Raw genomic sequence first — 12931 nt, 5'->3', positions numbered from 1 at the left:
CGATGCCCCGCGTGTCAAATGAGACGTCGTCGCGGCCACAAGCCGCGGCGATCGTCTCCGGATTAGCCCCGGCCATTGTCGGCATCGCCATGATCAGTGGCGTCGTCAACGTGCTGGCGCTGACCGCGCCGCTGTTCATGCTGCAGGTCTATGACCGCGTTCTCGCCAGCCGCAGCGTTTCGACGCTGGTCGGCCTCGCCGTGCTGGCGGCAGGGCTTTACGCCGTTCAGGCGGTGCTCGACGTGATCCGTGCCCGCGTGCTGCTGCGCATCGGCGAGTCGGTCGACACACGGCTGTCCGGACCGGTTCATGATGCAGTCGTCCGCATCCCGCTCGAAACCCGCATGCCCGGCGACGGGCTCCAGCCGCTGCGCGACCTCGACAATGTGCGCGGCTTCCTGTCGGGGCAGGGGCCGACCGCGCTGTTCGACCTGCCATGGATGCCGCTCTATCTCGGCATCTGCTTTCTGTTCCACGTTTGGCTTGGCGTGACGGCGCTGATCGGCGCCATCGTTCTGGTGTCGCTCGCCGTCGCGACCGACGCTATGTCGCGCGGCCCGGCGCGGCGGACGTCGCAGCACGCGATGGCTCGCAACGCGCTGATGGAGGCTGCGAGACGCAATGCCGAAGTGATCCGCGCCATGGGCCTTGGCCGGCGCGTCGCCGCGCGCTGGCAGAGCGCCAATGCCGCGTATCTCGCCTCCAGCCGCCGCGCCGGCGACGTGGCGGGCGGCTTCACAGGGGTCTCACGCGCGCTGCGCACCATGCTGCAATCGGCCATCCTCGCAGTCGGCGCCTATCTCGTGATCGAGCAGGAAGCCAGCGCAGGCGTGATGATCGCCAGCTCGATCATGATGGGCCGCGCGCTGGCCCCGATCGATCTGGCCATCGCGAGTTGGAAGCCGTTCCTGACGGCACGCCAAAGCTGGACGCGGCTGAAGGAATTGCTGGCGCTGGCGCCGGAGCCGTCTGGCGTGATGGCGTTGCCGAAGCCGGAGACGGACCTGCAGGTGCAGTCCATTGCCATCGTGCCGCCGGGCGGAAAGAGGCCAACGGTCGCGGGCGTCAGCTTCGCCGTTCCGGCGGGAGGCGCGCTCGGCATCATCGGGCCGAGCGGAAGCGGCAAGTCCACGCTTGCGCGCGCCCTGGCAGGCGTCTGGACACCGGCCACCGGCACGGTGCGTCTCGATGGCGCGAGCTTCGCCCAATGGGACCCTGCGCGGCTTGGCCGCCATGTCGGCTATCTGCCGCAGGGCGTCGATCTCTTCGACGGCACCATCGCGGAAAACATCGCACGGCTTGAGCCGGATGCTATCCCTGACGCAATCGTCGCCGCGGCCAGGACTGCGGGCGTGCATGACCTGATCCTTCGCCTCGAACACGGCTATGAGACCCACGTCGGCGAGGCCGGCTGCGCCCTGTCCGCCGGACAGCGCCAGCGTGTCGGCCTGGCCCGCGCGCTGTATGGCGACCCGTTTCTGGTCGTTCTCGACGAGCCCAACGCCAATTTGGATGCGGAGGGTGAGGAGGCGGTGATCCAGGCAATTGCCTCGGTCCGCGCACGCAAGGGGATCGCCGTTGTGGTCGCCCACCGCCCGAGCGCGCTGGGGGCGGTCGATTTCGTTCTGATGATGGACGCCGGCCGCGCGAAAGCGTTCGGACCGCGCGCGGAGGTGCTGTCCCGGGTGCTGAAGCCACCGGCTTCTGACAGCTCCGCGTCGCCGTCCGCCACGGCGGCAACGGCACGGATGGTCACGCCGCTTCGCGTGATCGCCGGTCCCCTCAACGCGCCGGAAGCAGGCGATCCGCCGGGCCAGGATCAGTACGATGCCGGGCATTGAAGCCGCTGCCGTTTCACGATCGATCCGCCGCCATCTCGGCGCCGGTGCCGTGGTCAGCGTCGTCCTGGTCGGCGGCGCCGGTGGATGGGCCGCGGCGACCAATCTGGCCGGCGCCGTGGTCGCCACCGGCCATTTCATCGTCGAGTCCCGCGTCAAGAAGATCCAGCATCCGACCGGGGGCGTGGTCGGCCAGATCCGCGTGCGCGAAGGGCAGCGCGTGACTGCTGGCGAGGTGGTGATGTGCCTCGATGCGACCCAGACCAGGGCGAACCTGGCTATCGTCACCAAACGGCTCGATGAGTTCGCCGCGCGGCGGGCGCGACTCGAGGCCGAACGCGACGATGTGGAGATGATCGCCTTTGCGCCCGACCTGCAGGCCCGCGCCGATGACCCGGAGGTCGCGCGGCTGATAGCCGGCGAGCGCAGGCTGTTCGAGCTTCGCCGTGAGGCCCGGCTCGGCCAGAAGGCCCAGCTTCGCGAACGCATCTTGCAGTCTGAAACGGAAATCCAGGGGCTGATTGCTCAGGAGGAGGCTAAGGCACGAAGCACCGTGCTGATCGGGCTCGAACTGAAAGGCGTCCGCAAGCTTTGGGAAAAGGGGCTCGTCTCGGTTCAGCGGCTGATGGCTTTGGAACGCGAGGCAGTGAATCTCGACGGTGAGCGCGGCCGGCTGAGCGCGGCCCAGGCCCAGAGCAGCGGCAAGATCGCCGAAACGCGGATTCAGCTTCTCCAGATTGACCAGGATTTCCGCAGCGAGGTGGCAAGCAGCCTGCGCGATATCGAGGCACAGACGGCGGAATACGTCGAACGCAAGGTCACGGCGGAGGATCAGCTCAAACGCACGGACATCGTTGCGCCGCAGACCGGCGTGGTTCACGAACTCGCGGTTCATACAATTGGCGGCGTGATCTCATCCACCGATACGGTGATGCTGATCGTGCCCGACAGCGACAGGCTGGCTCTGGAAGCCCGTCTCACGCCCCAGGACATCGATCAGGTCCGGCTGGGCCAGCCGGCGGTGCTCCGCATGTCGGCGTTCAACCAGCGAACCACGCCCGAATTGAATGGCACGGTCAGCCACGTCGCCGCCGATCTGACCGAGGACCCGCGAACGGGGATATCCTTTTACTTGATTCGCATCATGGTCCCGGCCGGGGAACTGGCGCGGCTCGGTACTCTGACACTGGCACCGGGCATGCCGGCCGAGGTGTTCGTCCAGACCGGCGACAGACCGGCCATTTCGTATTTGCTGAAGCCGCTGACCGACCAGATCGCCCGTGCGTTTCGGGAGAACTGACCCCACCACCCAGGTTTCGGGCAGGAAAGCGGCGTCCCAACGGAATACGGCCTGCCGCCGTGTGGTGGCGTTGTTGACGTCAAGCTGCCCCACAGCACAGCATTTGTTCGCCTGACAGCGCGACGGCGCTCTGCTTCCGCGGATGAGGATCGGGGCAGATCGGCAGCGACGGGACGCGCGTTATCTTGCCTGCGGCCGAGCCAATCGGACAACGGCCGGACCGCACCCGAATGCCTGTGACGATGCCCCGCGGGTCTGTGTGGTGATCGACGGCCCAGATGGCCTGGTCCATCATCTGGAGTTCCGCGACCCCGTTCGCATCGACGAGGTCCGGCGGAACATGATCGTAGAAGCGGACGCCCGCGACAAGTGCGGGCATGACAAGTCAAACTGGAGGCCCTTAGGATGATGAGACGTGGAGCCCCGCCATGCCCCCCAACAACCTCTTTGCCGCCCTGCCCCCCGCCGGGCCGGACGAGGCGGTCGAGACGCTGCTCGCGCGCGGGGCAGTGCGCATCGAGCGCATTGTGTCGACCGGCCAGGCCAGCCCGCCGGGGTTCTGGTACGACCAGGACGAGGACGAGTTCGTGGTGCTGCTGGCCGGGGCGGCCACGCTCAGCTTCGATGATGGCCGCGAGCTGGCGCTGCGGCCGGGCGACGTCGTCGACATCCCGGCGCACTGCCGCCACCGCGTAGACTCCACGCAAGCCGATCCGCCCACCATCTGGCTGGCGATCTTCCACCGCTGACGTCGAAAGCGGCGGTTGTCGCACCTGCGATGGAACGCAACGGCCAAGCCGGCGTTGCATGGCCATGCACACGCTCCTCGCCAGCCTGTTGATCCTTCTCGCCCTCGCCGCTCCCGCGCACGCCGCGCCGTGCGGCGGCGATTTCAACGCCTTCCTTGCCACCATCGGCCGCGAGGCCGAGGCGCAGGGCGTGTCGCGCCGGGTGGTCGACGCCGCCTTCGCCGGCGTGGCCGAGGACGCCGCGGTGCTGGCGTTCGACCGTCGCCAGCGCGGCACCTTCCAGAAGAGCTTCGAGCAGTACGCCGCCACTCGCGTCTCGGCCGGCCGCGTCAGCCGCGGCAAGCAGCTGCTGCAGCGCCACGCCGCCCTGCTCGGCCGCATCGAGCGGCAGTACGGCGTGCCGCCGGAGCTGCTGGTGGCGATCTGGGGGCTGGAGAGCGACTTCGGCAGCGGCGACATGGGCAGCCGGCCGGTGGTCCGCACCCTGGCCACCCTGGCGCATGACTGCCGGCGCACCGAGCTGTTCCAGCGAGAGCTGATCGCCGCGCTGAAGATCGTCCAGCGCGGCGACCTGCCGTTGCGCGACATGGTCGGCGCCTTTGCCGGGGAACTGGGGCAGACCCAGTTCCTGCCGTCGTCCTACCTCAAGTACGGCGTCGACTACGACGGCAACGGCCACGTCGATCTGCGCCACAGCGTGCCGGACGTGCTGGCCTCCACCGCCAACCTGCTGCGAACCAATGGCTGGCAGGCCGGCGCGCCGTTCACCGAGGGCACCGCCAATTTCGAGGTGATGCGGGAGTGGAACCGCGCGGTGGTCTACCGCAAGACCATGGCGCTGTTCGCCGCGCGACTGGCGGCGCGGTGAGGCCCGCAATCTGCCGCCTTGGCGAAACCCGGCCTTAACCATCCCTCCACCGCCGTCCCCTATCTTCTCATGCGAAATCCGGCCGGTCAGGTCGGAGTTTCGTATCAACCATCCGCGAACAAAGTCGCTGGCCCGCCGGTTGCTCCCGCGACAGCGCGGCGGCTGCGCCGCTAATCTGGTCGCCGCCTTCGTCCGCGCAGCAACCCGGAGCAGCGCCGGCATGCAGACATTCTACGGAATCCAGGCGCTGCGGGCGGTGGCCGCGCTCGGCGTGGTGGTGTTTCACGCCGCGCCGCGCGGCCAAGCCTCGTTCGCGCTCGGCATGGCCGGCGTCGACATCTTCTTCGTCATCAGCGGCTTCATCATGTGGACGATCACCCGCCGCGGCACCACGCCGGCGGCGTTCATGGTCGACCGCGTCTACCGTATCGTGCCGCTGTACTGGCTGGCGACCCTGGTGCTGGCGCTGGGCACGCTGTTGAGCCTGTTCCCGCGGATGCACGTCTCGGCATCCGCCCTGGTAACGTCGCTGTTCTTCATTCCGCACCTGTCCGAGAGCGTCCCCGGCGAGATCTATCCCATCCTGGCCCAAGGCTGGACGCTGAATTACGAGATGTTCTTCTATCTCATCTTCGCCGGCTTCCTGTTGTTCAGCCGTACGGTACAGGGCATCGGCCTCATCGGCGTGCTGTCGAGCCTGGTGGTGCTGGGCGTGGCGCTGTCGCCTGACAATGACCAGTTCCGGTTCTGGACCAACTCGATCGTCCTGGAGTTCGCCTACGGCGTGGCGATCGGCTGGTGCGTGTCGGCCGGCTGTCTGCGCGGCCGCGCGCTCGGCCTCGCCCTCATTGCCGGCGCGGTGGCCGGCTTTGCCGCCGTTGGCGTGCTGGGCTGGTCGGCGCCGCGCGCGCTGGTGTTCGGCCTGCCATCGCTGCTGCTCGTGGCCGGCGTCGTTGCCCTGGAACTCGGCGGCGCCACCCTGGCGTTTCGCCCGCTCACCGTCATCGGCGACGCTTCCTACTCGATCTACCTGTTCCACACCTTCGCCATCTCGGTCGCCTTCAAGCTGTTCGGCGGGCTATCCGGCGCCGCCGCCATCGCCTTCGCCATTGCCGCCTCCATCGCCGCCGGCGTTGCCGTGCACCTCGCGGTCGAGCGGCCGCTGGCGAGGCTGAAGCCGCGCAAGGCGCGGGCGCCCGCCGCCGGCGCAACGCCGCCGCAGCCAGTCGGCGCCGAGCGGTCGTAACGCCGCAACCGCGTCAAACCCGCGCGGTCTTGCTCACTCTTTGTTAACCCCGCAGTCACCTCCCGGCGCGAGACTGGGACCGGCCGTTCGGCCACTGTGTTCCCGAAACCGGGAGGCGTTGCGTTGAGTACCGCGTTGAGACGAAATCTGCGCCGGATCACGCTGGTGCGGCGCGTGATCGCGACCGTCGAATATGGACTGCTGGCCGTGGGCGTGGCGATCGTCGGCCTTGGCGTGGCGATCGCGATCGGCGGCCCGCCGGCCCGCCACCACACCGCCGAGCGGCCGGCCCCCATCGAAACCATGCCGAGCCAGCCGGCGCCGAAGTCGGTCGCCCGCACCCCGGCCGATCCGGCGACGGTGGCCACCGTCCCCAGCGTCACCGAACCCGAGCCGGTCGACGGCATCGCCGGCGTCGGCCTTCGGCGCTGATCCTTACCGTGCCACGGTCGCTCCCGGCCGTCCCACTTACGCTAGGGTATAGGCCACCTTCACCGCGGTGTAGAACTCCCGCGCATAGGCGCCCTGCTCGCGCGGGCCGTAGGACGAGCCCTTCCGGCCGCCGAACGGGGCGTGATAGTCGATGCCGGCGGTCGGCAGATTGACCAGCACCATGCCCGCCGCCGAGCGCTTCTTGAAGTCGGAGGCGTATTTCAGCGAGGTGGTGCAGATGCCCGACGACAGCCCGAACGCGGTATCGTTGGCGACCTCGACCGCCGCCTCGTAATCCCTGACGCGGATCACCGACGCCACCGGCCCGAACACCTCCTCGCGGTTGATGCGCATGGCGTTGTCGGTCTCAGTGATCAAGGCGGGCGACATGTAGTAGCCCGCCGTCTCGCGGTTGAGGCGCTCGCCGCCGGTGACCACCCGGCCGCCCTCGCTCCGCGCAATCTCGACATAGCCGAGATCCTGGTCGAGCTGGGATTGCGACACCACCGGGCCGAGCTCGGTGCCGGGGCTAAGCGCATCGCCCACCTTCAGCGCCGCGGCCTTCTCGGCCAAGGCGGCGACGAAGCGGTCGTGAATGCCGTCGGTGACGATCAGGCGCGAGGAGGCGGTGCAGCGCTGGCCGCACTGGAAGAACGCGCCGTTGAGCGCCACCGCCACCGCCTGGTCGAAATCGGCGTCGTCGAGCACGATCAAGGGGTTCTTGCCGCCCATCTCGAGCTGCACCTTCTTGCCGCGGCTGACGCAGTCGATGGCGATGTTGCGGCCGACCTCGACCGAGCCGGTGAAGCTCACCGCCCGGACCTTGGGCGACTGCACGATGGCATCGCCGACCTCGCGGCCCGACCCCATCACCAGGTTGAACACCCCGGCCGGCACTCCGGCCCGCGAAATGATCTCGGCCAGCGCCCAGGCCGAGCCCGGCACCAGATCGGCCGGCTTCAGCACCACGGTGTTGCCGAACGCCAGCGCCGGCGCGATCTTCCAGGCCGGAATGGCAATGGGGAAATTCCACGGCGTGATCAGCCCGACCACGCCTTCCGGCTCGCGGGTGATCTCGACGTCGACGCCGGCCCGCACCGAGGGGATGCGATCGCCGCCGGGGCGCAGCGCCTCGCCGGCGAAGAACTTGAACACCCGGCCGGCACGCACCGCCTCGCCGATGCCGTCGGCCAGCGGCTTGCCCTCCTCCCGCGACAGCAGCCGGCCGAGTTCGTCCTTGCGCGCCAAAATCTCGCTGCCGATGCGGTCGAGCATGTCGCTGCGCTGCTCGATGGTGACGTTGCGCCAGCCTGCCAGCGCCGCGAACGCGGCATCGATGGCGGCGTTGGCCTGGGCGGCGCTGGCGCGGGCGTACTCGCCCACCACGTCGTCGAGGTTGGACGGGTTGACGTTGCGGTTGACGGCGATGCCCTCGACCCAGTCGCCGGCGATGAAGTTCTTGTGCAGCATGGTCGGCCCTTCCCGAAACCGCGCGGTGCGCTGAAACCCAGCTGGTGGTGGCATAGACGGCGGCGGCGTTCAACGCGGCGCCGCGCCCAAGCTTTCGCAAATTGCCCAAGCGACAACCTGCGGTTAGAATGGCTCATGCGCTGGGTCGATTACTGGAACGCGGCAAACCCGATTTTTGTCAGCTCGCGGCACCTTGCGGTGCATTACCGCCGGCTCGCCGACGATATCCGGACGCTGCTGCCGGCCCCGCCCGGCCGCGTGCTCGATTTTGGCTGCGGCGAGGCGCTGGACGCGCCGCGCGTCGCTGCCGGCTGCGCCCGGCTCTATCTCTATGATGCCGCCGCCTCGGTGCGCAGCCGCCTCGCCGCCCGCACCCGCGGCGTCGCGAACATCGCCGTTCTGACGCCCGCCGAGGTCGCGGCGTTGCCGCAGGGCGCGCTCGACCTCGTCATCGCCAATTCGGTGGCGCAGTACATGACGCAGGCGGAGTTCGAGGGCTGCCTCGCGGCGTGGCAGCGGCAGTTGGCGCCGGGCGGCCGGCTGGTGGTGGCGGACGTGTTGCCGCCGGAGGACCGGGCCGCGACCGACGCCGTGGCGCTGCTGCGTTTTGCCGCACGGGAGGGCTTCTTCGTCGCCGCCGTCATCGGCCTCGCCCGCACGCTGTTCTCGAACTACCCCAAGCTGCGGCGCACGCTCGGCCTCGCCCGTTATTCGGACGCACAGATGCAGGAGATGCTGCGGTCGGCCGGCTTCATCCCCGAGCGCATCGCCAATCTCGGCCACAACCCGGCGCGGATGGCATTCGCGGCGGTGCGGGCGTAGCCGTTCCCGGGCGCGGCAACGCCGCGAACCGGGAGCCCCCCATCCGCCAGTTCGCCGAATGACCGAGACCGCGCGAGCGACCGCGGTCGCGACGTTCCGAGCCGCGGTACCCGATATTTTGCAACGTCATATTGCGTCGCGAAAGGTCCAGAACCGGTTGCCGACAAACGTCCAGATCAAGACGATCAGGGTGGTGATCACCTGCGCCACCAGCCAATGCAGGCCGAAGTGGGCGGTAAACGCCTCCATCAACAGGCCGGTCAGCACAAACGCCCCGGCCGCGACCAGCGCGAAGCGCGGCACCGCCGCGCCATGGCTGCGGGCGCTGTCGAAGGTGTAGCGGCGGTTGAGCAGGTAGGACACGATGCCGCCGACCGTGAACCCGGCCAGCGCCGCCAGGCTTGCCCTTACCGCCGCCCCCTCCACCAGAACCGCCAGCACGGCATAATGGGCGATGGAGGCGACCACGCCGACCCCGGCGAAGGCGATGAACTGACGAAGGAGCCGTCCCAGCATTTGTCCGGCATAGCCGCTAGGCGCGACGCTGTCGACCGCGCGCCCCGGCTTCCCTCCCCGGCAAATCTCGTCTAAGGAGGGGCTTGCCGCCGTTCCTGGGCGGTTGATAGCCCGCTGACGAGGGGCGCGCCACAGGCGCAGCCCTTTTTTCGTGTGCGCCAACAGCATTCGCCCATGCCCAAACGGACTGACATCTCCACGATTCTCATCATCGGCGCGGGGCCGATCGTCATCGGCCAGGCCTGCGAGTTCGATTATTCCGGAACGCAGGCGGTCAAGGCGCTCAAGGAGGAGGGGTACCGGGTCGTCCTGGTCAACTCCAATCCCGCCACCATCATGACCGATCCCGATCTGGCCGATGCCACCTACATCGAGCCGATCACGCCCGAGATCGTCGCCAAGATCATCGAGAAGGAACGCTACGCCGTTCCCGGCGGCTTTGCCCTTCTGCCGACCATGGGCGGACAGACTGCGCTCAACTGCGCGCTGTCGCTCGAGAAGATGGGCATACTCGACAAGTATGACGTCGAGATGATCGGCGCCAAGGCGCACGCCATCGACAAGGCCGAAGATCGCCAGCTGTTCCGCGAGGCGATGAACAAGATCGGCCTTGAGACGCCGCGCTCGCGCCTCGCCAACGCCTCCGACCTCAAGAAGGCCGACCGCGCCGCCTACAAGGCCGAGGTCGCCCGCATCACCGCGCAGCCCATCGCCGAGGCCGACAAGGCCGAACAGCTCAAGGCGTTCGAAAAGACGTGGCTGAAGGGCGAGATCGATCGCCGCAAGCGCTATCAGGACAAGGCGCTGATCGAGGCCTTGGAGGCGCTCGATTATGTCGGCCTGCCCGCCATCATCCGGCCGTCCTTCACGCTCGGCGGCACCGGCGGCGGCATCGCCTACAACAAGGCGGAGTTCCTGGAGATCATCGAGCGCGGTCTCGACGCCTCGCCCACCAACGAAGTGCTGATCGAAGAATCGGTGCTGGGGTGGAAGGAGTTCGAGATGGAGGTGGTCCGCGACACCGCGGACAACTGCATCATCATCTGCTCGATCGAGAACGTCGATCCGATGGGCGTGCACACCGGCGATTCGATCACCATCGCGCCGGCGCTGACGCTGACGGACAAAGAATACCAGATCATGCGCGACGCCTCGATCGCGGTGCTGCGCGAGATCGGGGTCGAGACCGGCGGCTCCAACGTGCAGTTCGCCGTCAATCCCAACGACGGCCGCCTCGTCATCATCGAGATGAACCCGCGGGTGTCGCGCTCCTCGGCGTTGGCCTCGAAGGCGACCGGCTTCCCGATCGCCAAGGTCGCCGCGAAACTCGCGGTCGGCTACACGCTGGACGAGATCGCCAACGACATCACCGGCGGCGCGACGCCGGCCTCGTTCGAGCCGACCATCGACTACATTGTCACCAAGATTCCGCGCTTCGCCTTCGAGAAATTCCCCGGCGCCGACTCCAACCTCACCACCTCGATGAAGTCGGTGGGCGAGGTGATGGCGATCGGCCGCTCGTTCGAGGAAAGCCTGCAAAAGGCGCTGCGCTCGCTGGAATCCGGCCTCACTGGCCTGGATGAAATCGAGATCGAGGGCCTCGGCCAGGGCGACGACAAGAACGCGGTGCGCGCCGCGCTCGGCACGCCGACGCCGAGCCGGCTGTTGCAGGTCGCCCAGGCGATGCGGCTCGGCTGGAGCGACGAGCAGATCTTCGACAGCTGCAAGATCGATCCGTGGTTCCTTGAGCGCATCCGCGCCATCGTCGACATGGAGGCACAGATCCGCAGGAAGGGCCTGCCGGCCACCGCAACCTCGATGCGGCGGCTGAAGAGCATGGGCTTTTCCGACGCGCGGCTCGCCAAGCTCACCGGCAAGGGCGAAACCGACGTGCGCGCGGCCCGCCACGCGCTCGGCGTACGCCCGGTCTACAAGCGCATCGACACCTGCGCGGCGGAGTTCGCATCCCCAACCGCCTACATGTACTCGACCTACGAGCCGCCGTTCGCCGGCGTCCCGGCCGACGAGGCGCAGCCGTCCGACCGCACCAAGGTCGCGATCCTCGGCGGCGGCCCGAACCGAATCGGCCAGGGCATCGAGTTCGATTACTGCTGCTGTCATGCCTCGTTTGCCCTGCGCGATGCCGGCTACGAGACCATCATGATCAACTGCAACCCGGAGACGGTGTCGACCGACTACGACACCTCGGACCGGCTCTATTTCGAGCCGCTCACCACCGAGGACGTCACCGAGATTCTGGCGCGCGAGCAGACCAACGGCCGGCTCCATGGCGCCATCGTGCAGTTCGGCGGCCAGACACCGCTCAAGCTCGCCGAGTCGTTGGAGCAGGCGAATATTCCGATCCTGGGCACCTCGCCCGACGCCATCGACCTCGCCGAGGACCGCGACCGCTTCAAGCACCTGCTCGACGAGCTCGGCCTCAAGCAGCCGCAGAACGCCATCGCGGTAAGCCCGGAGGACGCCCGCGCCAAGGCCGCCGGCATGGGCTATCCCATCGTCATCCGCCCCTCCTACGTGCTGGGCGGGCGGGCGATGGAGATCGTGTTCGATCCCGCCCACCTCGGCCGCTACCTTGAGCGGCTGACGCGCGACCTCGCCCGTCCCGGCGAATTGGTGGTGTCGGACAAGCGGCCGCTGCTGCTCGACCGCTACCTCGCCGACGCCATCGAGGTCGACGTCGACTGCCTGTGCGACGGCACCGACACCTTCGTCGCCGGCGTGATGGAGCACATCGAGGAGGCCGGCATCCATTCGGGCGATTCGGCCTGCTCGCTGCCGCCGCACTCGCTGAGCGAGGCGACCATCGCCGAGCTGGAGCGCCAGACCCGCGCCATGGCGCTGGCGCTGAACGTCGGCGGCCTGATGAACGTGCAGTACGCCATCAAGAACGGCGACATCTACGTGCTGGAGGTCAATCCGCGCGCCTCCCGCACCGTGCCGTTCGTCGCCAAGGTGATCGGCGTGCCGATCGCCAAGATCGCGGCGCGCACCATGGCCGGGGAGAAGCTCAAGAGCTTCGGCCTCAAGCGGCCGAAGTTCGCCCATGTCGGCGTCAAGGAGGCGGTGTTCCCGTTCGCGCGCTTCCCCGGCGTCGACACCGTGCTCGGCCCGGAGATGCGCTCGACCGGCGAGGTGATGGGCCTCGACCACGACTATGCTATCGCGTTCGCCAAGTCGCAGATCGGCTCCGGCACCAAGGTGCCGCGCGCCGGCACCGTGTTCGTCTCGGTCAAGGACGGCGACAAGCCGCGCATCCTGCCGGCGGCGAAGATGCTGCACGAGGCCGGGTTCAGGATCATCGCCACCTCGGGCACCCAGCGCTACCTTGCCGAGAACGGCATCCCGGCGACCAAGATCAACAAGGTGCTGGAAGGCCGGCCGCACATCGTCGACGCCATCAAGAACGGCGAGGTGCAGCTGGTCTACAACACCACCGAGGGCGTCCAGGCGCTGTCGGACAGCCGGTCGCTGCGCCGCGCCGCCCTCTTGCACAAGGTGCCCTATTACACCACTCTCTCCGGCGCTGTTGCCGCGGCCGAAGGGATCCGGGCCTATATCGCCGGCGATCTCGAAGTCCGCGCATTGCAGTCCTACTTCGGTACCAGCTGAGCTGGACCCGCGCGGGCCGGACGGACGGCGCCGAGCCCTCGCGGGAGCGGTGATTGCGTT

Annotated in this window: 11 protein-coding genes; 8 read left to right on the top strand and 3 right to left on the bottom strand. The window is 68.3% G+C overall.

All coding sequences use genetic code 11. The features are described 5' to 3' along the window. The first annotated feature begins 2 nt into the window (after window positions 1–2). Window positions 3–1841 carry a type I secretion system permease/ATPase gene (locus BVIR_RS04325; protein ID WP_082416681.1) on the top strand — a complete coding sequence of 613 codons (1839 nt, stop codon included), beginning with the start codon at window positions 3–5 and terminating at the stop codon, window positions 1839–1841. After that, window positions 1828–3138 (top strand): HlyD family type I secretion periplasmic adaptor subunit, encoded by a 1311-nt coding sequence (locus tag BVIR_RS04320; protein WP_055036590.1) that lies wholly within the window; start codon window positions 1828–1830, stop codon window positions 3136–3138. Before BVIR_RS04325 ends, BVIR_RS04320 begins: the two co-directional genes overlap by 14 nt. A gap of 79 nt (window positions 3139–3217) precedes the next feature. On the opposite strand, the gene BVIR_RS04315 is transcribed toward BVIR_RS04320, so the two are convergent. Further along, window positions 3218–3517, bottom strand: a complete 300-nt coding sequence (locus BVIR_RS04315) for a hypothetical protein (RefSeq protein WP_055036589.1) — start codon at window positions 3515–3517, stop codon at window positions 3218–3220. Window positions 3518–3566: 49 nt separating this feature from the next. Here BVIR_RS04315 and BVIR_RS04310 point away from each other — a divergent pair, with 49 nt between their 5' ends. From BVIR_RS04310 to BVIR_RS04295, 4 genes are all read left to right on the top strand, one after another. Then, the gene (locus tag BVIR_RS04310; protein WP_055036588.1) at window positions 3567–3887 is read left to right on the top strand and encodes a cupin domain-containing protein; all 321 of its coding nucleotides are present in this window, start codon (window positions 3567–3569) and stop codon (window positions 3885–3887) included. Between the two features lie 64 nt (window positions 3888–3951). Continuing rightward, window positions 3952–4755: a lytic murein transglycosylase gene (locus tag BVIR_RS04305; RefSeq protein WP_055038674.1), complete on the top strand. Its 804-nt coding sequence runs from the start codon at window positions 3952–3954 to the stop codon at window positions 4753–4755. 220 nt (window positions 4756–4975) lie between these two features. Beyond that, a complete protein-coding gene (locus tag BVIR_RS04300; protein WP_055036587.1) occupies window positions 4976–6001 on the top strand; it encodes an acyltransferase family protein in 1026 nt (341 codons plus the stop codon). A 135-nt stretch (window positions 6002–6136) separates the two neighbouring features. Continuing rightward, on the top strand, window positions 6137–6433 hold the full coding sequence (locus BVIR_RS04295) for a hypothetical protein (RefSeq protein ID WP_058124820.1): 297 nt from the start codon (window positions 6137–6139) through the stop codon (window positions 6431–6433). A 36-nt stretch (window positions 6434–6469) separates the two neighbouring features. On the opposite strand, the gene BVIR_RS04290 is transcribed toward BVIR_RS04295, so the two are convergent. After that, entirely contained in the window at window positions 6470–7903 is a 1434-nt protein-coding gene (locus BVIR_RS04290) for an aldehyde dehydrogenase family protein (protein WP_055036585.1), read from the bottom strand. A 135-nt stretch (window positions 7904–8038) separates the two neighbouring features. Here BVIR_RS04290 and BVIR_RS04285 point away from each other — a divergent pair, with 135 nt between their 5' ends. Next, window positions 8039–8725 (top strand): class I SAM-dependent methyltransferase, encoded by a 687-nt coding sequence (locus BVIR_RS04285; RefSeq protein WP_055036584.1) that lies wholly within the window; start codon window positions 8039–8041, stop codon window positions 8723–8725. Window positions 8726–8851: 126 nt separating this feature from the next. Here BVIR_RS04285 and BVIR_RS04280 read toward each other — a convergent pair whose 3' ends face one another. Next, the gene (locus tag BVIR_RS04280; RefSeq protein WP_055036583.1) at window positions 8852–9241 is read right to left on the bottom strand and encodes a GtrA family protein; all 390 of its coding nucleotides are present in this window, start codon (window positions 9239–9241) and stop codon (window positions 8852–8854) included. Window positions 9242–9415: 174 nt separating this feature from the next. Here BVIR_RS04280 and carB point away from each other — a divergent pair, with 174 nt between their 5' ends. After that, window positions 9416–12871: a carbamoyl-phosphate synthase large subunit gene (carB, locus tag BVIR_RS04275; RefSeq protein ID WP_055036582.1), complete on the top strand. Its 3456-nt coding sequence runs from the start codon at window positions 9416–9418 to the stop codon at window positions 12869–12871. Window positions 12872–12931: the final 60 nt, after the last annotated feature.

This window comes from Blastochloris viridis (genome assembly GCF_001402875.1).
GTDB classification, from domain to species: domain Bacteria; phylum Pseudomonadota; class Alphaproteobacteria; order Rhizobiales; family Xanthobacteraceae; genus Blastochloris; species Blastochloris viridis.
This window is presented reverse-complemented; position numbering and strand designations above follow the sequence as displayed.